Below are 22,746 nucleotides of genomic sequence, written 5' to 3' on the forward strand. Positions count from 1 at the left end.
TAAAGGATAACTTAACAAAAATCTATATTATTTCTTTGACACATAGGGGTTATCTCTAAGACAAAACCTTAGAGGAAGATTTGCATCTTCGCCAGCATAATCTATTCCAATCCTCTTTGTAATTACAAGGTCTTTTTCGGGAACTTCTTCTCCTTCTCCTATGTAGAGATAATTCTTTGACAAGATTTTTCCATTTAAAGACCTATTAATTTCAAGCGCCATGGAAAGCTTCCCAGGTCCATTGCTTAGGTTCTTCCTTTGATAAGTTGATAGATCTTCATAAGCCTTTCCAAATCGATTTTTAGAAATTCCATCTAAATTTTCAAGGGGTTCTACTCCACGAATTAAAACTGCCTCTGGATGTTCTTCGTCTCTTGTCACAATATTTAATAAGTCGTACATTCCATAAATCAAGTAGACGTAGATGTGACCTCCAGGTAGATAAAGTGTCTTATTCCTATCAGTAATCCTACCACCATAGGAGTGGCAGGCCATATCCTCAAGGCCCAAATAAGCTTCAGTTTCAACTATTTTTGCACAGAAAAAATTACCAGAAATATTTCTGATAATTTTCTTGCCTATTAAAGATTTTGCAACTTCAACTGTATCTCTTTTGAAAAAATCATTCTCTAGAATTTTTCCAGTGGTCATACTTTTCCAATTCCTTGTCTAATTTTTTTACTATATAAGTTAGAACACTTAAGTCATCAAAGAATCCAAAGAACAAAACAAAGTCAGGAATTATATCTGCTGGATTTAAAAGATATAAAAACCCAGCCACAATTAAAATTATGTCCTTCTTTTTTACATCCCTATAATTTCCCTTGGAATAATCCATGACAAGACCCAGAGCAAGTCCAAGTTCTCGTGAAATCTTTTTAAATAAATCCATCTTATTTGTTGTAGCTGTGGATTCATGAATCACCCTATTAAGTCTATCTTTATTTTTAAAGACTTGATTGTCATAGGGCCATAACTTTCTCAAAGTTCTATAATAATTCAAATTTCTCCCCCTAAGTTAAAATTTGCATTTCTCTTACTACTTTTCTTTACCCAAAAAGAGATTTATGCATTCATCCAGGAAGAATCCTTTGGATTGTCCCTAAATAATTTTAACTTTTCAATTTCGCTTTCTTTAATATAGTCCATTTCGTGAGCAACTTCTATTAATTCATCAAAAGTTGTAAGTGAATTGTGTTTAAAACCTGATGCTTTAAAGTTTTCTTCAGCATTTTTCATATTATAAGTGAAAATACTTACGATTCCAAGGACTTGGTATCCAACTTCTTCAAGAGCCTTTGCAGCTTCAATTGAGGATCCACCAGTTGAGAATAAGTCTTCAATAACTACAACTTTTGCTCCTTCAATTTTTGCACCTTCAATTTTATTTTGCTTGCCGTGGTCCTTATTGGAAGATCTTACAAAGCCCATAGGAAGTTTCATGGCATCAGCAATTATAGCTGCATGAGGAATGCCTGCTGTTGCAGTTCCCATTATATATTCTACTTCAGGGTATTCTTTTTTAATTAAATCAACAAGACCCTTCTCTACTTGACTTCTTTCTTCTGGATAAGAAAGAGTCAGTCTGTTGTCACAGTAGATTGGAGATTTTATACCAGATGCCCAAGTGTATGGATCTTCTGGTGAAAGAGTAACGGCCTTTAATTTTAATAAAATTTTTGCAATTTCTCGCATTATTTTCCTCCTAAAAAGTCTTCTTTGATTTCTCTATATTCCTTTAATGGGTCTTCTGCCTTAGTGATTGGTCTTCCCACAACGATGTAATCAGATCCAAGCTCTCTTGCTTCGCTAGGAGTTACAACCCTCTTTTGGTCGTCAGTATTTTTTACCTTCCTAATTCCTGGAGTAACTGTGATAAAGTCTTCTCCCAAATTTTCCTTTATCTTTGGCACTTCAAGTGCAGAGCAAACAATACCACTTAAGTTAGCTTCCTTTGCAATATTTGCATAGGCAAGGACAACCTCATCAAGAGACTTATCCTTGTCAATTTGAAGTTCCCCATGCATGACCTCTTCGTCTGTAGAAGTAAGCATAGTTACACCAAGTGTTATTAGGTCACTTTTTTCATTTTTTACAATTTCACTGGCATCGCTTAACATCTTCTTGCCACCAGCAATGTGGTAGTTGATCATGTCAACATCAAGGGCAATAAGGGAATTTGTCGCCCCCTTACAAGTGTTTGGAATGTCGTGAATCTTTAAGTCCAAGAAAATCTTGTGACCTAGTTTTTTTATTTCTCTTACAATACTTGGGCCTTCCTTGTAGAAAAGTTCCATTCCAACTTTTACATAGACTTCCTCATCTTTAAAATCCTTTAAAAAATCAAGAGCCTTATCTCCACTTGGAAAATCTAGTGCAATAATTACATTCTTTGCCATATTAACCTCAGCTTTCTCCAGTCGCCTTATCTTGCAAGTAGGCGTTAATAAATGTATCTAAATCTCCGTCCATTACCTTTTCTACGTCACCAACATCTACATTTGTCCTGTGGTCCTTAACCATAGTGTAAGGTTGGAAAACATAAGATCTTATTTGTGAACCCCAAGCAATTTGTGAGTAGTTACCTTGAAGGTCTTCGATTTTTTCCTTCTTTTCTTCTTCAGCAAGAGCAACGAGCTTTGCCTTTAACATATTCATTGCCTTTTCCCTATTTTGGATTTGGCTACGTTCATTTTGACATTGAACAACGATTCCTGTAGGAATGTGAGTAATTCTAACAGCAGAGTCAGTAGTGTTAACGTGTTGTCCACCTGCACCAGATGACCTGTAAGTGTCAATCTTTAATTCTTCGTCTTTGATTTCAACTTCTGTGTCGTCGTCAATTTCTGGGAAGACATCAACAGATGAGAAGGAAGTGTGTCTTCTCTTGTTGGAGTCAAAAGGTGAAATCCTTACAAGTCTGTGGACTCCCTTTTCTCCCTTTAGGTATCCATAGGCATTGTCGCCAGAAATCTTTAGAGTTACTGATTTAATTCCAGCCTCGTCTTCCTTTAAGAGGTCAAGAGTTTCAACCTTGAAGCCTTTATTTTCTGCATATCTTGTGTACATCCTAAGTAGCATACTTGCCCAGTCTTGGGCTTCAGTTCCACCTGCACCAGCATGGATAGAAAGAATGGCATCGTGGGAATCGTACTCGCCATTTAATAAGGTGTTTAGTTTAAATTCAGCAGCTTCCTTTTCAATTTCATCAACAACTCCTTGGAAGTCAGAGTATGAAGAGTAGTCTTCCTCTATTTCCATTAGAGTAATTAGGTCTTCTGCATCAGTAATTAGTTCATTTAACTTGTCGTATTGATCTATCTTTCTTTGATATGAATTTGTTTCACGTATAACTTTTTGGGCACTTTCATTGTCGTCCCAAAAACCTGGTTCCATTTGTTTTTTGTTAAGCTCAACAACTTTTTCTTTGAGAGAATCTATCTCAAGAGACTCACCTAGGGCTTTAGTTGTAAGCTTGGAATTTTCCAGGCGCTCCTTATCTAAATAGATATTTTGCTCCATAAAAATCCTCCTTTGTATTGCTTATTTTAGTATAACACAGTTGATATAATCACACTAATATTTTGTTGTTAGATGAGAATAATTTTTGACTTATCATTTTGTTATAGTATGAAAATTATTTTTGACTTATCATTTTTATATTAACTTGCAACTTAATATAAGTTTGTGTATTTTTTTCAAATTAGAATTTATTTTAAATTGAAATTTTTTATTAATCTTATACTTTAAATTAATTCTTATTCTTTTCTCTAATTATTTTAATTTTTACTAACTTATAAAGTCCAATTTTCATTAAATAAGTGGTGAAGATGGTTTTAAGCATGAAAAAAGACCTAAGCTTTTAACTCAGGTCTTGCTCTTAAATTTATCCTCTTAACTCTTGTCTATTTTCGTTAAGCATTTTTATAATTTCTGAAAGGTTTACTTGTGTGTTTTCAAGTAGCTCGTCTGCATAGTCCCTTGCGCCTTCTCTTATTTGAGTTGACTCTTCCTTTGCAGATTTTAAAATTTCACTTGCTCTTTCATTTGCTTGTCTCACAAGTTCATTTTCATCGATAATTTTTTCTGAATGGGCTCTTGCTGCAGAGATAATTTTGTCTGCTTCATCGTGTGCTCCATTGATGATGTCGTCCTTGTCTTGAGCAATTCTTTGTGCTTCAGAAACTTCTCCAGGAATTTGTGTTTTTAATTCGTTAACAATTTCTAAAAATTCTTCCCTTTCAACCATTACCTTGTTTGTAAGTGGAATTTGTGATGCTGTTTCCACAAGGTCTTCTAATTCTTCAACTAAATCAATTAAATTCATATCTTCCTCCTAAGTAATTTTTTCTTCATAGCTTCTCCTACAATAGGAGGCACGAATAAATCTGTATCTCCGTCAAAGTTGGCTACTTCTTTTGCAAGTGATGAACTTACAAATAAATTTTCATTAGATGACAATAAAAATACTGTTTCTATGCTGTCCTTATAATTTTTGTTTGCCATGGCTAGGGTGTATTCACTAAAGTAATCACTTGCTGATCTCAGACCCCTAACAACCACCTTGCAGTTTTTCTTTTTTGCATATTCTACTAAGAGTCCGTCAAAGGAATCAATCTCAATCCCTTCCATGTCGTCTAGCACTTCATGAAGAAGGTCCTTCCTCTCTTCAACTGTGAAGAGTCCTTTTTTTGAAGTGTTGTCTAGGACTGCAACTATAACTTCTCCAAAAATATCCCTTGCTCTTTTTATTATGTCTAAGTGGCCATTGGTCACTGGGTCGAAGCTACCCGCATATATTACTTTCATTTTCATCCCATCCGCATATGGAAATCGAAGTGTTTCCATATTTTTTGTTTTTTATTTCTACAAAGCCTTCACCTATTATTAGTGGCTTATCTGTATTATACTCCACAATTAACTTTCCGTCAGGCTTTAGTATCTTATTTTCTCTTATTAGTTTAAAGGCTTTCTTGTATAAATCGCGTCTCTCGAAGGGTGGGTCCATATAGATGTAATCAAACTTTACATCTAACTTTTTTAGAGCTTGGTTCAAATGATCTTCCATTACTATTGCTTGATCATTTAACTTTGCCTTATCAAGGTTCTTTTTCACACAATCTATGGCTTCCTTTGACTTGTCAACAAAGTAGGCCTTGTCTGCTCCCCTAGATAAAAATTCTATTCCATTGGCACCTGAACCGCAAAATAAATCTAAGACTGTGACGTCAAAGAAGTTTTGTCCCAAAATGTTGAAAACAGATTCCTTAACCCTGTCTTCTGTGGGCCTTGTATCTAGTCCCTTGGGAGCTATTAATTTTAGTCCCCTTCTATTTCCTGAAATTATTCTCATAAAGCCTCCAAATTAGTTACATTTTACCATAAGAAAGGATATTTTAAAAGATATTAGTTTAAATCCGAGTAAAATTCAGTTATCTCTTTGTTTAAATAAGAATATTTTTCTCCCTCTAAGTTTGGGTCCTCTTCTAAGATATCTTTCACGTCATCTGCAGCGTATTTTAAAATAGTTTCATCCCTGAAGGGGTCTGCAAGTCTTAGGTTTGGCATGCCCGATTGTCTTGTTCCAAGTATGTCACCAAATCCCCTGAGCTCTAAGTCCTTGTTGGCAATATAAAATCCGTCGTTGGAGTCCGTCATTATCTTCATCCTCTCCCAGGATATTTCACTTGTTGAGAGATTATAGAGGATGCAATAGGATTGTTGGTCCCCTCTTCCAACTCTTCCCCTAAGTTGGTGGAGGGTTGATAGGCCAAACCTCTCTGCATTATAGATCATTATGACGCTGGCATTGGGTACGTTGACCCCAACTTCAACAACAGTTGTTGATACCAGAAGATTAATTTTATTTTCTGCAAAGTCCTCCATAATTTGATTTTTTTCATCTGCCTTCATCTTGCCATGAAGAAGTCCAACATGAAAACCCTCAAAGTATTGGCTTAGTTCTTCATAAACCTTTTCAACAGCCTGCAAGTTTTCGTAGTCTTGATTTTCTTCAATGAGTGAGCAAATGACATAGGCCTGTCTTCCCTGGCTGAGTTCTTTTTTTATAAAGGCCAAGGACTTTTCCAGCATATTTTCATTTATGACAATGGTCTTAATTGGCTTTCGTCCCTTGGGCATGGACTTTATTATGGAGACGTCAAGATCTGCATAGAGGACAAGACTTAGACTCCTTGGAATAGGTGTTGCCGACATGACTATTGTAGCTGCGTCCTTATTCTTATTTTGCAGCATGTTCCTTTGAACAACTCCAAACCTATGTTGCTCGTCAATAACATTTACTCCAAGCTTTTTAAAAACTACATTCTCTTCAATAAGAGCGTGAGTTCCTATTAAGATGTCAAGAGACCCCATTTCAAGATTGTCCAATATGTCTCTTCTTGCCTTTTTTGTAGTTGATCCTATTAAGAGTCCCACTTTTATCCCCAAAGGCTCTAACAATTCTACAAAAGATTCAAAGTGTTGCTTGGCCAAAATTTCTGTTGGTGCCATAATTGATGATTGGTAGCCATTGAGGTAGGCAAGATACATTATTATAATGGCAATAATTGTCTTACCACTACCAACATCACCCTGGATAAGTCTATTTATGGCCTTGCCTTCCTTCATGTCCTTAAAGATTTCTTCAAGAACTGTATTTTGGCCCTCTGTTAATTTAAAGGGAAGATTGTTAATAAAATCAAAAACTTGATCCTTGATTTCAAATTTAATTGCATCTCGCCTTTCATTTTGGACCTTGTTCTTTAGGATAGAAAGCTCAAATAAAAATAACTCTTCATAGATTAGCCTTTCCCTAGCCTGTATGTAATTTTTCCTAGACTTAGGATAATGAATTGCTCTTATGGCATCATTCTTTCCAAGAAAAGAATACTTATCCAAGATTTCTTCTGGCAGATTTTCACTAAAAAGATTTTCATCAATAACTTGGTCAATTACTTTTTCAAAGACAAAATTATTTAGACCCTCAGTTAAATTGTAAATGGGAGAAATCTTGCCAAGTTTTTTTAACTTGTCAGCCTCTTCAATCTCTGGACTTGACATGGTCACCCTTCCCCTAAAGTAGTCTGCCTTTCCATAGACTAGGTAGTATCTACCTGGCAAAATCTTGGAATGAAGATAAAAGGCATTAAAAAAAGAAAGCTCAATCTCTCCAGATTCATCTTCAGCCAAAAAACTTGTAAGTGTAAGACCCTTCCTTATTCTCCTATTTTGAAGTTTGGAAAGAATCCTAACTTTAAAAGTATTTTTTTCTCCAATCCTCGCTTCTGAAACCCTAGTGATCTTTGAAGAGTCTTCATATCTTCTGGGATAAAAGTGTAGGAGGTCTTCAATTGTATAAATTCCCAACTTATGAAAGAGCTCAGCCCTCTTGGGTCCAATTCCTTTTAAGCCCTTTATAGGGTCTGTTAAGTTCATATTTATCTCCTAATTTTATTTCCTATAAGAAAAGCCCAAAGCAAAACTTCGGGCTCAATTAATAATCTAAAATTTATTCAAGAGATATGATGTAGTAATAAATTGGTTGGTCACCCTTTATTACGTCAATATCAATATCTGGATATTTTTCTTCAATAGCTTCACGAACTTCTTCTGCATCTTCTTCTTTAACATCTTCTCCATAGAAAAGTGTCACAAGAGAAATGTCTTCGTCCATTAGCTTGTCCACAGTTTCCGTTACAACATCAAAAACAGTCTTACCGCTGGAAATTATATCCTTAGATGCAATACCAATTATGTCATCCTTGTGAATTTCCTTGCCATTTATTGTAGTATCTCTTACTGCATAAGTTACAGATGCATCAATGACACTTCCTATTGCTTCTATCATATTCTCTTCGTTTTCTTCTTTTGAAGCTTCTTCATTGAAAGCAAGCATAGCAGCTATACCTTGTGGAACAGATTTTGATGGAATTACAATAATTTCCCTGTTGGAAATATCCCTTGCTTGTTCTGCTGATAAAATTATGTTGCTGTTATTTGGAATTAGGTAGATTACCTTGCCCCCAACCTTGTCAACTCCCTTTAAAAGGTCTTCTGTTGATGGGTTCATAGTTTGACCACCTGCAACAACAAAGTCAACACCAAGAGATTTAAAGGTTTCTGTCATTCCTTCTCCCATGGAAACTGTTATGAAAGAATAATCTTTTTCTTCTATTATTTCTTCCTCTTCTTCTCTCTTTTTAGCTTCAGCAACTTCTTCATCATCAAAGAGAACTTCCCTGTGTTGGTATCTCATGTTATCGATCTTGATATCTTGAAGAAGTCCAAGCTCGCAAGCATGTTGAAGGACAATTCCAGGGTCATTTGTGTGAACGTGAACCTTTATAAGATGACTTCCGCCACCACCTACTACTAAAAGACAGTCGCCAAGTGGTGCAATTTTTTCTCTAAAAGAGTCAATATCTTCGTAGTCAGTATTTATAATAAATTCAGTACAATAACCATATTTTAAAGAAGTGTCAGCTTCAGTAAATTGAACTTCTTTTTGTGCCTTTTTCTTTAAAGTTTCATCTTCACTTTGATCAGCAATGTCTTCGCCCTTTAAGACTTTTAGTCCACCTTCAAGTAGAACAACAAGACCCTTACCACCTGCATCAACTACTCCAGCTTCCTTTAAAACTTGAAGCTGATTTGGCGTGTTATCGAGAGATTTATTTGCTTCAACAATTACATCTTCTAAAAATGTAATTGGGTCTTCTGCCTTTTTATAATGTCTAATGGCAAAGTCCGCAGTTTCTCTTCCAACTGTAAGTATTGTTCCTTCAATTGGTTTCATAACAGCCTTATAAGTTGTCTCACTTGCCTTCTTAAAGGCATGAGCAAGGTCTGATGTAGTTGCTTCATCAATTCCTTCTAGGCCTTCTGAAAAACCTCTTAGAAGTTGTGAAAGAATAACACCACTATTTCCCCTGGCTCCCATAAGAGCACCACGTGCTGCTGCTGCTGAAACGTCTCCAGCAGTAAAATCTCCCTCTAAGCTTTCAATTTGTTTTAAGGCAGATTTTGATGTAAGGCTCATGTTAGTTCCTGTATCTCCATCGGGAACAGGGAACACATTAAGAGCGTTGACCTCCTCCTTCATGGATATTAGATAATTTACGGCTCCCTTAAAAATTTCTTTTAATAGGGGACCATTAATTTTATTTATTTCCAAAATCTTACCTCCACTACTTAAGTCTAATACCTTCTACAAGGACCTCAATATTATCAACTTCAAGCCCTGTTAAATTTTCTATATTAAACTTTACTCTCTCTATAATATTTTCACCAACAGTAGAAATTTTAACTCCATATTCTAAAATAACATGAAGCTCTATAGAAATTTCATTTTCGTCAGTATTAACTACAATTCCCTTTGAAAGATTTTCGAATCTCAATAATTCAAAAATTCCATCTGCGGCATTTTTTGATGCCATTCCAACAATTCCGTAAGATTCCATAGCTGAAATCCCAGCTATATTTGCTAGTACGCTATCTTCTATTACAATGTTTCCAAGTTCTCTATTAATAATTGCCGGCATGAGGGCACCTCCTTATCTAATACATTATATCAGAAGTCACAGAATATTAACAGATTTTCAAAATATCCTTTGTAAAAAATTAGAATTTAGTGTAAAATAAATACATGTTGAAAAAATATTTGCACTTAGCGGACTTTTTTGGTAAAATATTGTCTGCTTAATAACTAAAGGAGGTGCGTTATGGCTAAAAGATGTGAAATTTGCGGAAAAGAAAAATCATTCGGAAATAAAATTTCTTTCTCTCACTCTCGTTCTAACAGAAGCTGGTCTCCTAATATTAGAAGAGTTAAGGCTGTAGTTAATGGATCAAGAAAAAGAATTAACGTATGTACTAGATGCCTAAGATCTGGTAAAGTAGAAAGAGCTATATAATTAAGGGTCTTAGTAAAGATCCTTTTTTTATTTAGGACTTACATATTCTCCCTCGGGAGACTTTATAAGAAAACCCCTTGAATCATAATCAAGGGGTTTTGTTTTTTATATTTAATTTATTTTTTCCAAAATTATTTTTCTTATATCCTTTATGAGGTAAAGTGATCCACACCAAAGGATCATATCGCCCTCTCCTGCAAGTTCAAAAGTTTTTTCAACTGCTTCCTTCCTGTCCTCGATTGCAAAAATTTCTTTACTTGAAATTTCTTTAAATTCTTTTTCTAAGGAATCTAAATCAGTAAATCTCTCATTGTCAATTTCTGTCAAGACAATCTTATCTGCAAGTCCCTCAATCTTTTCTAAGATGTGTTTGTGGTCCTTATCCTTTAGAAGTGAGAATCCCAAAATCAATTTGTTATAGTTAAATTTCTTTATACTTTTTTCTATTCCTTCAATGGAATCCAAGTTGTGTGATCCATCAACTACTATAAGAGGGTCTCTTGATAGACATTCTGTCCTTCCAATATTTTCTGCCTTCTTTAGTCCCTCTTTTATCTTTTCTTCGTCTAACTTATAGTCTTCTTTTAAATAATCTAAGACCATAAGGGCTAGGGCCGCATTAAAAGCTTGATGGTCTCCAATAAGAGAAATTTCTACGTCCTTATAATCTCTAAAGTTAAATTTATTTCCAAACTCGTTAGAAGAAATTATCTCTACTTCATCAAAAGAGAATTCACTAAAGCCAGAAGATTTTTCTTTTGAGATTTTCTTTAATTCTATCCTTGCTTCTTCAGCCTGAGGATAAGAAAATACCTGAGAATTTTCTTTAATAATTCCACCCTTTTCACGAGCAATTTTTTCTAAAGTGTCACCCAAGATGTTTGCATGATCAAGTGCAATGTGACAAAAAACAGGGATAGATTTTGCCATTACATTTGTCGCGTCAACTCTTCCTCCCATTCCAACTTCCATTACTGCAAAGTCTAAGTTTTTCCCTGCAAAATAAATGTAGGCAATTGAAGTTAAAATTTCAAAACCACTTACAAATATTTCTTCCTCATCAAGTTCTTCAACTTTTTCCCTAACTTGACTAGCAATCTTTGCAAAGTCATCTTCGCTTATGATTTCCCTATTGACTTCTATCTCCTCACGAATATTTGTTATATAAGGAGATGTGAACTTGCCCACTGAATAATTATTTTCTATTAAGGCATTAGTTATAAAACTTGCAACTGATCCCTTGCCATTAGTCCCTGTAATGTGAATACTTTTTAATTTATCTTGAGGCCTATCAAAAATTTCTAAGAGAACCTTAATATTATCTGTTGTAAATTCTCCAAGAGGTATATTTCTATTTTCAAGCCAAGCTACTGATTCTTTGTAATCCATGTCAACCTTCCTTTCAATAACATTGATATTATCAAAATATTTGCATCTAATCAATAATTTATGTATCCAAAAGTCTTTCTTTGTGATAGAATGAGAAAAATATATTTATGGAGGTAAAAAAAGATGAACAATGAAATTAAGACGAAAGATTTATTTATTATTGGCTTCGCACTTTTTGCAATGTTCTTTGGAGCTGGAAACTTAATCTTTCCCCCTTACTTAGGTTTATTGTCGGGTCACCAATGGTGGATAGGATTTTTAGGCTTTACAATCACAGACGCAGGTCTAGGCCTACTGGCAATTATCGCCCTATCAAAATATGAAGGTAACCTTAACGTCCTCGCCTCAAGAATTAACAAGACTTTTGCAGTAATTATTTCTACAGCAATTATTTTATGTATCGGACCCTTCTTGGCAACACCAAGAACAGCCGCTACTACTTATGAGATTGCAATCTTGCCAATTTTTGGTGAGTCCTTTAACAGGTACTTATTCTCTGTTATCTTCTTCCTTATAGCTTGTCTATTAAGTATTAGACCTAGTAAGGTTGTTGACATTGTAGGAAAGTTCCTTACTCCTTCACTTTTACTTTGTATGACAGTTTTAATCATTAAGGGAATTGTCACTCCAATTGGAGAAGTTGCAAACACAACTATGATCGACAATGTTCTAAAGAAGGGCATCACTGATGGTTATCAAACAATGGATGCCATTGCTAGTTGTATGTTTGCTCTTGTTGTTATTGGAGCTGTTAAGTCAAGAAATTACTCATCACAAAAAGTTGAGATTAAGGCAACTATTTTATCAAGTGTCATTGCAGTAATTTTATTAGCATTAATCTACGGAGGCCTACTATATCTTGGAGCACAAACTTCAAGCCTTGGCATTTATGATGTAGATACAGATTCTACTCTTCTACTTGTTGACATTACAAATAGAGTACTAGGTGGCACTGGTGTTTATATCTTAGGTCTTATAACTGCACTAGCTTGCCTTACAACTGCTATTGGACTTATATCTGCAACTGGTAACTTCTTTAACGACTTGACTTTTAACAAGATCTCTTACGAAAGAATCGTAATTATTTGTTCTGTTGTTTCATGCTTAATTTCTATGCTTGGTGTAACTCAAATTATTAAAATTTCTGCACCAATACTTGAAGTTATTTATCCATGTGCAATGACAATTGTCCTATTGGGATTATTTAATGAAAAGATTAAGGACGACTTAGTATTTAAAGTTCCATCTATTATTTCATTGATATTTGGATTCTTATTTGTATTACAAGGCAAAGGCCTTCTAGGTGTCTTTGGAGATAGCTTAACTAAATTACCACTTACTGAGTTTGGTCTTGGTTGGGTATGCCCAATGCTTGTTGGTCTCGTAATTGCTCTTGTAGTTTCATCTACAAGAAAAACTAAGCTAGCTTAAAATTAAAAACATGCAAAAGAAAAACTCTTATTACTTTTTAAGTAACAAGAGTTTTTTTATTGTCTAAAATTTTATAAATCAAATATTTTATTTAATACTTCAGAGATATTTGACATCTTAATAACTTTTAAGTCCTTGTAGGCTTCTTCCTTTACATTAGAATATTTTGAAACGTAAGCTTTTTTAAAGCCCATCCTCTCTGCTTCTTTGAGTCTTATATCAAGACTTGGAACATTTTTAAGCTCTCCAGTAAGTCCCACATCGGCAATGAAGACTGAGTTAGCTTCAACAGGCTTATTTAGTGTTGACGACACAATAGAAACCATTACAGATAGGTTTGATGCCTGCTCCTTAACTTTAATTCCACCAGTGGACTTGACCACAATGTTCTTGTCTAAAAAAGTAATTCCTGCCCTCTCTTCAAGAATTGATACAAGGGTGTTTAAGTGTTCACGCCTTACAGATTCAGAAATTCTTGATGGATAAGGAAGGAAAGACTTTGAGGCTAAGGCTTCTGTCTCAAGAATTATTGGCCTTGTTCCTTCTCTAATGACTGAGAGTGAAGAACCTGGCACTTGTTCTGATACCGACCTCTTAGTCATAAAGTATTCTGATGGATTATCAATTGAAATCATGCCCTTCTCTGTCATGGAGAAAAATCCAATTTCACCTGTTGACCCGTACCTATTTTTTGTAGTCATAAGTGATCTCAAGTCTTCTGATGAGTCACCGTCAATTAAGAGAACTGTATCCACCAAGTGTTCAAGACTTCTCACACCTGCAAGTTCATCTTGTTTAGTCATTTGTCCAACTAAGAAGACCATGCGAGGCTTTTCTAAGTCTTTGGCAACTTCAGTCATCTTATAGGCACACTCCATAGTTTGGGTCGGAGTTCCTGGTCTTTGTGGAAATTCATCAAGTGTAAAAGTTTGAATTGAGTCTATGATTATTAATTGTGGATCAATTTTTTCCACCTGATCAAGGACTGAGTTAAGTGAAGTTACAGAATAAACCCAAATATTGTCAGAAAGTTTATCAAGAATTCTCTCTGCCCTCATCTTAATTTGTGTTTCTGATTCTTCTCCCGATGCGTAGAGGACCCTCATCCCCTTGTTAGCAATATCATTGGCAACTTGCATAAGAAGGGTTGACTTACCTGAGCCTGGCTTTGCAGTCAAAATACTAACAGAATCACGGACAATCCCACCGCCCATGACCCTGTTAAATTCTTCTATACTAGTCTTAATTCTCTCATCTGAAGAAACTGCAACAGTATTTAATTTTTGTGCATCCTTTTTAACTTTTTTAGACCTAGAAGAGCTTTTGCTAGAAGATGTTTCTTCTTCCTTCTCTTCTAGGGTATTCCATGCACCACAGTTGGGACACTTCCCAAAAAATCCATGGGAAATGTAGCCACATTTATTACATTGATAGACTGTTTTCTTTTTCATCTTTCGCCTTTTTTGTCTTCTTTACTTTTTTTATTTGAACCTTCTTGTATTTAACATCTACAGAGATTTCATCGCCATCTTTGATATTTCCATCTAAGAATTCGTCTGCAATTTTATCTTCAATGAGTTTTGTAATTGTTCTTTGTAGTGGCCTTGCACCAAAGACCTTGTCATAACCTTCTTCAACAAGGAAGTTGATAAGTTTATTTGTGTATGTTGCCTTGATTCCCATATCTTCTAGTCTAAGGTTTAGACTATCAAGCATGTTCTTAACAATGTCTTTGATCTCAGATTTTTCAAGAGCCTTAAAGATTACAACATCATCAACCCTATTTAAAAATTCAGGCTTAAACATATCTTTTAAAGACTGGTCTATAATGGACTTCATGTTTTCAAATTCACTTTTCTTTGCAGATTCTTCTGAAGTTGAGAAGCCTAGCACTGAATTCTTGGCAAGGAGGTTTGCTCCAGCATTTGAAGTCATAATTATAACTGTGTCTTTAAAGTTAACAGTCCTACCCTTGGAGTCAGTTAATCTTCCTTCATCAAGAATTTGTAAAAGAATGTTAAATATATCTGGATGAGCCTTTTCAATTTCATCTAAGAGAATTACTGAATAAGGATTTGTCCTAACAGCTTCTGTTAGCTCGCCACCTTCATCGTAACCAACATATCCTGGAGGTGAACCCACAAGTCTTGATACAGTGAATTTCTCCATGTATTCTGACATATCAAACCTAATCATGTTTTCTTCTTTACCAAATAAGTTTTTAGCAAGACTCTTTGCAAGATAAGTCTTACCAACACCAGTTGGTCCAACGAAGATAAAGGAACCTATTGGCTTGTTTGGATCCTTAAGGCCAATCCTTGACCTCTTTATGGCCTTGGCAAGGGCCTTGACAGCTTGGTCTTGTCCCTTGACATCTTCTTTTAGTTTTATATCAAGATCTCTTAATTTTTCAGTCTCTTCTTCTGTCATTTCAGTAACAGGAACCTTGGACCAGTCAGATACAATATCGGCTATAAGTTCTGGAGAAACTTCCTTCTTTGCTTCTTTTTCTTTAAAGGCAGCCCTCTTCTTTTCAAGCTCTTCTTCCACTCTTTTTTGTTCATCACGTAGATTTGCAGCAAGTTCATAGTCTTGGTCCTTTACTGCCTTGTTTTTCTTTTCTTCTATGTCTTCAAGGTCAAGCTTATATTTTTCTTCAAACTCTGGCACCTTATAAGATTCTATCTTTAATTTTGAACTTGCCTCATCAATTAAATCAATTGCCTTGTCTGGTAAGAACCTGTCGTTTAAATACCTGTCAGAATATTTTACAGCAGCTTCAATACTTTCGTCAGGTATTATGACATGGTGGTGATCTTCATAAATATTTTTAAGACCTTCTATTATTTTGATTGAATCTTCCACACTTGGTTCATCAACCATTATTGGCATAAGTCTTCTTTCAAAAGCAGAGTCTTTTTCAATTTTTTGCCTGTATTCTGTAATAGTTGTTGCCCCAATAATTTGTAGGACTGACTTTGTAAGCATAGGCTTTAGAATATTTGAAGCATCAAGAGATCCTTCAGCAGATCCTGCACCAATTATAACGTGCATTTCATCAATGAATAAAATAATATTTTTATTCTTGCTTGCCTCATTAGTTACATTTTTTAATCTCTCTTCAAAGTCTCCTCTGTATTTTGCACCAGCAATAAGTTGAGAAATATCAAGAGTTAGAATAATTTTATCCTTCATAATTTCTGGAACATTACCTGCAACAATTTCTGCAGCAAGTCCTTCAGCTATGGCAGTTTTACCAACACCTGGTTCTCCAATTAGGACTGGGTTGTTTTTTGTCCTTCTTGATAGAACTTGGATTACTCTTTTTATTTCCTTTTCTCTTCCAATAACTGGGTCAATTTTTCCTTCTTCAGCCTTTTTATTTAAATTAGTAGTATATTTTTCTAGGGCTTCAGAAGAACCTTCGCTGCCCTCTTCATAGTCCTCATAGTCTTCCATATTATTTACAATATCATTCTCAAGACTCATTACGTCAATGCCCAGTCTTTTTAAAACTAAGATAGCAACTCCTTGGCCTTCTCTTAGGATTCCAAGTAAAAGGTGGTCAGTTGACACTGTGTTCTCACCCATTTCCCTTGAAACTTCAAAAGCAAGTTCAAAAATCCTCTTTGTCCTAGGTGTGTAAGCAATGCTTGACACCACTGGACCTTGGCCCTGACTTACTATATCCATAGTTGTTTCCTTGGCCTTTTTGTAATCTACCCCAAGCTTTGAAAGTATGTGGGCTCCTGCATCTGTTCCTTCTCGCAAAATTCCAAGAAGTATATGCTCTGACCCTATATATGAATGTCTTTGTTCTCTTGCCTCTTGTTGGGCAAAGAGAATGGCTTTTTGTGATTTTTCACTAAATCTTCCAAACATACTCATTTGAAAACCTCCTTCATGAGAGCTCTCGACTTGTTGGCCCTTAAAATATCTCTTGACTTAAGGTCCAAGATTGAGCCTCTCTCAATTTGTAAGTGTCCATTTCTAAGCTTCATGATTTCCTTGTAAAAGTCAAAATCCCTATTTGGCTTTAAGATTGAAAGCTCAATCCCCAGGTTAATCATGCTCATGGACTGCATCATCTCTTCTTCCGATAGTAGCCTTGCATTGGCAAGTAGGCCGTAGGACCTGTTTACCATGTCTTCAAGGCTTATAATATTATCTAAATAAAGTTTTTTTCTATTTTCCCTTTCAACATCAGCAATCTCGTCGCTAATAAGTTTTAATTTTTCTAAATAAGAATCTTCGTCTTCTGTAAGTGTAGACTCAAAAGAAAGTGTATAAATACTTGCCATGGCTTTCTCGGACCTGCCCCTATAAGAACCTAGGGTGTAGCCAAGCCTTGATAGGCCCTTGGCAATTTCACTTATGCCAAAATAATTTAGGGCTGGCAAGTATAAAAATGCAATAGGTTTAAAACCAGTTCCTGCATTAAAAACCCTTGAAGTCAAATATCCATACTCTGGACTAAAGGCAAAATCTACTTTTTCTTCAAGCTTTTCTTCCAAGTCATAAATTTCCTTATAAAGTTCGTCAAGAGACTTAGTCCTTGAAAAGTTTGAAAGCTCAAGGTGTTCGCTTGAATTTATTAAAATATCTGGCTCTTCAACCTTTTGATAAAACCCAATATTTTTCTTCTCAAGAAAGCTCTTGCCAAGCCTTCCCTCTTCCAAGTATTTTAACTTTTTTAAGGAAGACATGTTTTCTATATCGACTTTTTCATAACCCATTTCTCTTATTATTGGGTCAAGGAAGTCTATATTTTCTCTTAATTCTTCGTCATACATAGTGTTGACAAAGTTCTTCCCGTCAATGTTTCTATATAATTTTATCTTGTTTCCTAAAATAATATTAGACATTGGCATCTTCCTTTAAAGTTTTTATCTCATCTCTAATTTCTGCTGCCTTTTCATATTCCTCTAGGCTAATAGCAAGATCAAGCTTTTCCCTTAGATCCTCTAGCTTCCTATTGTAGTAAATATAAGATTCTGAGTTTTTAGGAATTTTTCCCCTGTATTTTAAATTTATATTTAAAGCCTTTAGATAGGCCTTAATTTCATTTCCAAAGGAATCATAACACTTTGGACAACCTAGGACTCCTGTGTTCTTAAGTTCTCTAAAACTCCTACCACAGTATTCACACCTAATGTCATCTTTTTCATCCTTTGATGAGTTGGCGGTAAACTTGAAAATATTTTTTAGGGCATTTTCAAGTTGAGGAATTATATTTTGATAGCCCTGAAATTCTTTTTTAAATTTTTCTTCAGCACAAACTTGACAAAGATGAACTTCTTCAACTTCATCATTGTTTATTCTTGTGTAAGAAATTATTGATTCCCTTTCTTTACAGTTATCGCACAACATCTTCTTCCCTCCTAGCTGAAAATAACGAGGAGCATATTCTTTAACAAATCTGCCCTCAGTTCATTTCTATTTTCACATTGACTTAGGGACCTGTCGGACAGGCTCACCTTCATGAGTTCCATCTCCCTCTCAGTCAACTTATTTAATCTAACAAGCTCTTCTATTAGGTCGTCTGAATTATTTTTTGTAATAGAGTCGCCTATAAAATCTAAAAATCTTTCTAGTATATCTTCATCATCTTCTAATTTAACCTTAACAATTCTAATGTAGCCACCGCCACCACGTCTCGACTCAACATAGTAACCCTTAAAGGGTGTGAACCTAGTTGTCAAAACATAATTTATCTGTGAAGGTGCACAATTAAATTGGTCTGAAATTTTTGATCTTTGTATTTCAACAACTCCACCTGATTCAAATATTAATTCATTTAAAAATTCTTCAATGGAATTGGATAATTTTGCCATAAAATCATTTCCTTTGACTATCTTTGTCTTTTAAGTCAGAATAAATCTGACTATCTTTTACTATCTCTAGTTTAATATAAACTAGGACTTTTGTAAAGTATTTAGTTTCGTTACCTTTTAAGTTAAGCTTATATATTTTTGTTGTTTTTTAAAGAATTGTTTCATATAAATAATAAATTTTTTTCAAATGAAAATATCTGTTGGGATTCAACTCACCAACAGATATTTTTAGCTATTTAATTCTTTTTTTACTTATTTATGACTTTTTCTCGTTCTAGTTCTAAAATAGAAAATGTTCCTTTTGGAATACCACTTTTTGATGAGAAATCTAAATCTTTTTTAGAATTTTTTGAATCAGTAATAAGTATATAACTACTATGTTTTTTAGAAGTAGAAATTCTCAAACTCACATCAGAAACTCTTACTGCTATACGTGCATTCTCATTATCTTCATTAGAAAATACTAATAAATAATCAGCATCTTTATTTGTTGTAAATTTAAAACCCTGTTCTTCCATAATCTTGTTACTTACAATAACTTCTTTTAGCTTATATTTATACACACTATCATAAGTTAAGTCCTTAATAATTTTTTCATAGTTTGGTTTATCATCACAAACATCTATGTTAAAATTATAATTTTCTTTATTAGAATTTAAAAAAGAAAAACCACACATAATTGACACAATAGCCAAAGATATTAAAATTAATACAATTTTTTTAGTTTTCATTTTTATCCCCTTTCTATAAGGTATAATGTTATCTAACTAAATTATAAAACTATTAATGTTGCTTTTCAATATGTTTAATCGTTTTATAATAAAAAAGGTTGAACACTTAAGCCCAACCTTTAAAAATTTATTTTTATTTATCAGTTTTTCTTTCTTCAATAATTTTTTCTGCAATATTTTGTGGAACTTCTTCATATCTTACAAATTCCATGTTGAAAGTTCCCCTACCTTGAGTAAGTGATCTAAGATCAATTAGGTAAGTGAAAAGTTCAGCTTGAGGTGCTTCAGCAATAAGAACTTGAGTGCCGTCATTTTGTTGGTCCATACCAAGAATTCTTCCACGTCTCTTGTTCATATCTCCCATTACATCTCCAAGATAAGATTCTGGAATTGTAACTTCAACCTTCATAATAGGCTCAAGGAGAACTGGGCTTGCTTCTTGCATACCCTTCTTAAAGGCAAGATTTGCAGCAAGTTTAAAGGACATTTCATTTGAGTCAACATCGTGGTAGGATCCATCATATAAAACAGCCTTGAAGTTTGTAACAGGATACCCTGCGAGAACTCCCTTTTCCTTAGATTCAATAATTCCCTTTTCAACTGCTGGGAAGTAGTTCTTAGGAACTGCGCCACCAAATACTTCTTCATCGAATTCAAAATCATTTTCAGATGGTTCAAATCTAATCCAAACATCACCATATTGGCCTGCTCCACCAGATTGTTTTTTGTGTTTACCTTGTACACTTGCAGTCTGTCTAATTGTTTCTCTATAAGGGATTATAAATGGAACAATTTCAACTTCAACACCATAAGTGTTCTTTAATTTTTCAAGTATAACATCAAGTTGAACCTTGCCTTGACCACCTATAGTCATTTGTTTAGTTTCTGTATTTCTTTCGATTGTAAATGTTGGGTCTTCGTCCCTAATCTTCTTAAGAGATTGAGTAAGCTTTTCTTCGTCTCCCTTAGTCTTAGGTTCTATTGCATAATATAAAACTGGAGTAGGATGTTTTAACTTCTTGTACTTAACCATGTGGTCCTTATCACAAAGAGTATCACCAGTTAAAGTACCTGCAAGTTTTGTAGTTGCACCAATGTCTCCTGCATATATTTCATCAACTTCTATTTGTTCCTTGCCTCTCATTACAAAAAGGCCACCAAGTTTTTCTGTTTCTTCAGTAGTTACATTATATAAAGGAGTGTTTTTAGTTAAAATACCAGAAATTACCTTAAAGATAGAAATCTTTCCAAGGAATGGGTCTGATACAGTTTTAAATACAACTGCTGCAAAAGGATCCTTTGCTGAAACCTTTCTTTCTTCCCCTTCCTTGTATCTAAATCCAAGGTGGGCACGATCATCGTCTGGTGCTGGCATGTAGTTAACAATTGTATTAAGTAAAATATCAATACCTATTCCCTTTTCACCAGATCCAACAAGTAGTGGAACTGCGTCACCTTCAAGTAGGGCTGTTGTAACTCCTCTTAGAAGGTCTTCTCTTGTGAATTTTTCTCCAGAGAAGTATTTTTCCATAAGTACTTCATCAGAACCTGCAACAACTTCTGCAATTTCTTCATACATTCTTTCAGTTGCCTTAACTTGGTCGTGGTTAAGTTCAGTTTCTTCTGGTGCAGAGTTTATATACTTATATCCCTTTTGGAAGATTACATCAGTTACACCAACAAAATCTTCACCTTCGCCAATAGGTACAGAGAATGGGATAACTTTTTTACCAAAGGCAGCTTCAAGCTCATCCATTAGTTTTCTAAAGTTTACATTTTCTCCGTCAATTTTATTTATAAAAATAATTCTTGGAAGACCAATTTTTTCTGTGTATTTCCAAGTTCTTTCTGTTCCAACTTCGATACCCTTAGTTGCATCTATAACCATAATTGCTGCTTCACTGGCTCTTAGAGCACTGTGAGCTTCGCCAACAAAATCAAGAAATCCAGGAGTATCTATTATGTTTACTTTATAATTTCTCCATTCAACAGGAATAATTGATGTTGCAATTGATGTTCCTCTTTCTCTTTCTTCTTTTGAGAAGTCGGATACTGTGTTCTTGCTAGAAACATTTCCAAGTTTTTTTGTAGCTCCACTTTGGAATAACATAGCCTCTGTTAGGTTAGTCTTTCCGGAGCCAGAATGTCCCACGAGAGCAAGATTTCTTACCTTATCTGTTGTATAAACTTTCATTGTTTTCCTCCTAAATATATTAATTTTTTTGAAATCGTTTCGATGGATAAATTATAACATAAATTTTAGCATTTGAAAACTGTGTAAAATTATCTATTTAGGGTATTACATTGTTATAAATATAATATTACTAATAAGTGAGTGGTGTGAATGGATTTTAAATTTTTAAATAAAGATAAACTCCCCTACCTTATAATTGTCTTTTTACTTTTAATAATTGGCTACCAATATTATGATAATCACAGCAAGGATGATGCCAAAGAATTTTTAAAAATAAATACTGCTGGCATAATTGATAATAAGAAGAAATCTCTTGATGAAAATACAAAAGAACTTGAGATTGAAAAAGCTCCTGAAGAAAGTGAAGAGATAATGGTACATATATCTGGAGCGGTAAATAGCCCTGGCATCCTAAGACTTGACTCAAGTAAGCGTGTGGTTGATGCCCTTGATTTGGCTGGTGGAGCAAGAGATGATGCAGACCTTGATAGGGTTAACTTGGCAGCAAGGCTTCACGACGAAGAAAAGATTTATATTCCAAAAGTTGGCGAAGTACAAGAAAATATGACCACACTTGTATCTAGTCCATCATCAAGTGGGCCTGCTTCAAAAATAAATATTAACTCAGCTGACCTAAGTGAACTGACAAAAATTCCTGGAGTTGGAGAAAAAACTGCCCAAAAGATTTTAGACTACAGGGCCAACAATTCTTTCTCTTCCATTGAGGACATAAAAAATGTCCCTGGCATTGGGGACAAAAAATTTGAATCCATGAAGGACTACATTTCTACTTATTAAATTTAAAAACTACAAACAAAAACTTATTTAATAATTACTAAATATTTTTCATATTCTTCCTAAAAAAGCTCAAGAAAAAAGAAGCACCTGAGTGCCTCTTATCTTGAGCTTAATTTTTTATCTATTTCTAGTATTTTTCTTGTAGCGATTTTTATCTGAAGAGGCAATGCCTATTATTAGTGCAAATATAAGTGACACTAATCCAGATGAAACTCCCACTACAAAAATAATTAAATTGTCTAAGCTTGTTGGATCAAAAAGTTTATTGATAACCATAAAAAGAGAAATTATCCCAACAAATACCAGAGCAAGTCCTGGTAAATATTTTATAAATTTTAAATCCCTTGCAGCAAAGTTTACTATAAAGGTAATGACAATTCCAATTAATATTGCACCTAGGGTTAGGAGCATGTAAGTGGAATTTTCTCCAATCAATTCTATAATCTTATTCATTT

23 protein-coding genes are annotated in these 22,746 nt (G+C 34.5%); 3 read left to right on the forward strand and 20 right to left on the reverse strand.

All coding sequences use genetic code 11. The annotated features are described in order from the left end of the window. Window positions 1-27: 27 nt before the first annotated feature. The 11 genes from I6I93_RS01235 to I6I93_RS01285 all read right to left on the reverse strand — a co-directional run bounded on the left by I6I93_RS01235 (window position 28) and on the right by I6I93_RS01285 (window position 9,542). Complete coding sequence (locus tag I6I93_RS01235) at window positions 28-651, reverse strand: DNA-3-methyladenine glycosylase (protein WP_112890439.1); 624 nt, start codon at window positions 649-651, stop codon at window positions 28-30. Further along, the gene (locus I6I93_RS01240; RefSeq protein WP_112890440.1) at window positions 623-1,003 is read right to left on the reverse strand and encodes a YkvA family protein; all 381 of its coding nucleotides are present in this window, start codon (window positions 1,001-1,003) and stop codon (window positions 623-625) included. The genes I6I93_RS01235 and I6I93_RS01240 overlap by 29 nt, the downstream gene beginning before the upstream one ends. A gap of 62 nt (window positions 1,004-1,065) precedes the next feature. Next, window positions 1,066-1,695 (reverse strand): orotate phosphoribosyltransferase, encoded by a 630-nt coding sequence (pyrE, locus tag I6I93_RS01245; RefSeq protein WP_112890441.1) that lies wholly within the window; start codon window positions 1,693-1,695, stop codon window positions 1,066-1,068. Continuing rightward, a complete protein-coding gene (pyrF, locus tag I6I93_RS01250; RefSeq protein ID WP_112890442.1) occupies window positions 1,695-2,399 on the reverse strand; it encodes an orotidine-5'-phosphate decarboxylase in 705 nt (234 codons plus the stop codon). Before pyrF ends, pyrE begins: the two co-directional genes overlap by 1 nt. A 7-nt stretch (window positions 2,400-2,406) precedes the next feature. Then, window positions 2,407-3,522: a peptide chain release factor 2 gene (prfB, locus tag I6I93_RS01255; RefSeq protein WP_070701979.1), complete on the reverse strand. Its 1,116-nt coding sequence runs from the start codon at window positions 3,520-3,522 to the stop codon at window positions 2,407-2,409. A 364-nt stretch (window positions 3,523-3,886) separates the two neighbouring features. Continuing rightward, window positions 3,887-4,327: an ATP synthase subunit B family protein gene (locus tag I6I93_RS01260; RefSeq protein ID WP_112890443.1), complete on the reverse strand. Its 441-nt coding sequence runs from the start codon at window positions 4,325-4,327 to the stop codon at window positions 3,887-3,889. Beyond that, window positions 4,324-4,809 carry a pantetheine-phosphate adenylyltransferase gene (coaD, locus tag I6I93_RS01265; protein WP_112890444.1) on the reverse strand — a complete coding sequence of 162 codons (486 nt, stop codon included), beginning with the start codon at window positions 4,807-4,809 and terminating at the stop codon, window positions 4,324-4,326. Before coaD ends, I6I93_RS01260 begins: the two co-directional genes overlap by 4 nt. Further along, window positions 4,787-5,353 (reverse strand): 16S rRNA (guanine(966)-N(2))-methyltransferase RsmD, encoded by a 567-nt coding sequence (gene rsmD / locus I6I93_RS01270; RefSeq protein WP_112890445.1) that lies wholly within the window; start codon window positions 5,351-5,353, stop codon window positions 4,787-4,789. The genes coaD and rsmD overlap by 23 nt, the downstream gene beginning before the upstream one ends. A gap of 53 nt (window positions 5,354-5,406) precedes the next feature. Then, window positions 5,407-7,437 (reverse strand): ATP-dependent DNA helicase RecG, encoded by a 2,031-nt coding sequence (recG, locus tag I6I93_RS01275; RefSeq protein ID WP_112890446.1) that lies wholly within the window; start codon window positions 7,435-7,437, stop codon window positions 5,407-5,409. A 73-nt stretch (window positions 7,438-7,510) separates the two neighbouring features. Then, window positions 7,511-9,175, reverse strand: coding sequence for a DAK2 domain-containing protein (locus I6I93_RS01280; protein WP_112890447.1), 1,665 nt, complete (start codon window positions 9,173-9,175; stop codon window positions 7,511-7,513). Between the two features lie 13 nt (window positions 9,176-9,188). Further along, window positions 9,189-9,542, reverse strand: coding sequence for an Asp23/Gls24 family envelope stress response protein (locus I6I93_RS01285; protein WP_070701987.1), 354 nt, complete (start codon window positions 9,540-9,542; stop codon window positions 9,189-9,191). Window positions 9,543-9,722: 180 nt separating this feature from the next. Between I6I93_RS01285 and rpmB the strand changes: the two genes are divergently transcribed. Continuing rightward, window positions 9,723-9,914: a 50S ribosomal protein L28 gene (gene rpmB / locus I6I93_RS01290; RefSeq protein ID WP_005955693.1), complete on the forward strand. Its 192-nt coding sequence runs from the start codon at window positions 9,723-9,725 to the stop codon at window positions 9,912-9,914. 111 nt (window positions 9,915-10,025) lie between these two features. Here the strand turns inward: rpmB and I6I93_RS01295 are convergent, their stop codons facing one another. Further along, window positions 10,026-11,303, reverse strand: coding sequence for a bifunctional folylpolyglutamate synthase/dihydrofolate synthase (locus tag I6I93_RS01295; RefSeq protein ID WP_112890448.1), 1,278 nt, complete (start codon window positions 11,301-11,303; stop codon window positions 10,026-10,028). A gap of 123 nt (window positions 11,304-11,426) precedes the next feature. On the opposite strand from I6I93_RS01295, the gene brnQ reads away from it, so the two are divergent. Further along, on the forward strand, window positions 11,427-12,734 hold the full coding sequence (gene brnQ / locus I6I93_RS01300) for a branched-chain amino acid transport system II carrier protein (protein ID WP_112890449.1): 1,308 nt from the start codon (window positions 11,427-11,429) through the stop codon (window positions 12,732-12,734). 71 nt (window positions 12,735-12,805) lie between these two features. Here brnQ and radA read toward each other — a convergent pair whose 3' ends face one another. The 7 genes from radA to fusA all read right to left on the reverse strand — a co-directional run bounded on the left by radA (window position 12,806) and on the right by fusA (window position 21,493). Then, window positions 12,806-14,185 carry a DNA repair protein RadA gene (radA, locus tag I6I93_RS01305; RefSeq protein WP_112890450.1) on the reverse strand — a complete coding sequence of 460 codons (1,380 nt, stop codon included), beginning with the start codon at window positions 14,183-14,185 and terminating at the stop codon, window positions 12,806-12,808. Then, window positions 14,157-16,622: an ATP-dependent Clp protease ATP-binding subunit gene (locus tag I6I93_RS01310; protein ID WP_112890451.1), complete on the reverse strand. Its 2,466-nt coding sequence runs from the start codon at window positions 16,620-16,622 to the stop codon at window positions 14,157-14,159. The genes radA and I6I93_RS01310 overlap by 29 nt, the downstream gene beginning before the upstream one ends. Further along, entirely contained in the window at window positions 16,619-17,599 is a 981-nt protein-coding gene (locus tag I6I93_RS01315) for an ATP--guanido phosphotransferase (protein WP_112890452.1), read from the reverse strand. The genes I6I93_RS01310 and I6I93_RS01315 overlap by 4 nt, the downstream gene beginning before the upstream one ends. Continuing rightward, window positions 17,592-18,104 carry a UvrB/UvrC motif-containing protein gene (locus I6I93_RS01320; protein ID WP_112890453.1) on the reverse strand — a complete coding sequence of 171 codons (513 nt, stop codon included), beginning with the start codon at window positions 18,102-18,104 and terminating at the stop codon, window positions 17,592-17,594. The genes I6I93_RS01315 and I6I93_RS01320 overlap by 8 nt, the downstream gene beginning before the upstream one ends. Window positions 18,105-18,115: 11 nt before the next feature. After that, window positions 18,116-18,568 (reverse strand): CtsR family transcriptional regulator, encoded by a 453-nt coding sequence (locus tag I6I93_RS01325; RefSeq protein ID WP_070702002.1) that lies wholly within the window; start codon window positions 18,566-18,568, stop codon window positions 18,116-18,118. 248 nt (window positions 18,569-18,816) lie between these two features. Next, on the reverse strand, window positions 18,817-19,299 hold the full coding sequence (locus I6I93_RS01330) for a hypothetical protein (RefSeq protein ID WP_112890454.1): 483 nt from the start codon (window positions 19,297-19,299) through the stop codon (window positions 18,817-18,819). 133 nt (window positions 19,300-19,432) lie between these two features. Continuing rightward, entirely contained in the window at window positions 19,433-21,493 is a 2,061-nt protein-coding gene (fusA, locus tag I6I93_RS01335; protein WP_112890455.1) for an elongation factor G, read from the reverse strand. 150 nt (window positions 21,494-21,643) lie between these two features. On the opposite strand from fusA, the gene I6I93_RS01340 reads away from it, so the two are divergent. Beyond that, window positions 21,644-22,291, forward strand: coding sequence for a ComEA family DNA-binding protein (locus I6I93_RS01340; RefSeq protein ID WP_112890456.1), 648 nt, complete (start codon window positions 21,644-21,646; stop codon window positions 22,289-22,291). A gap of 117 nt (window positions 22,292-22,408) precedes the next feature. Here the strand turns inward: I6I93_RS01340 and I6I93_RS01345 are convergent, their stop codons facing one another. Further along, a complete protein-coding gene (locus tag I6I93_RS01345) occupies window positions 22,409-22,744 on the reverse strand; it encodes a cytochrome C biosynthesis protein (protein ID WP_112890457.1) in 336 nt (111 codons plus the stop codon). Window positions 22,745-22,746 lie beyond the last annotated feature (2 nt).

This window comes from Peptoniphilus harei, assembly GCF_016726485.1.
Taxonomy (GTDB): domain Bacteria; phylum Bacillota; class Clostridia; order Tissierellales; family Peptoniphilaceae; genus Peptoniphilus_A; species Peptoniphilus_A harei.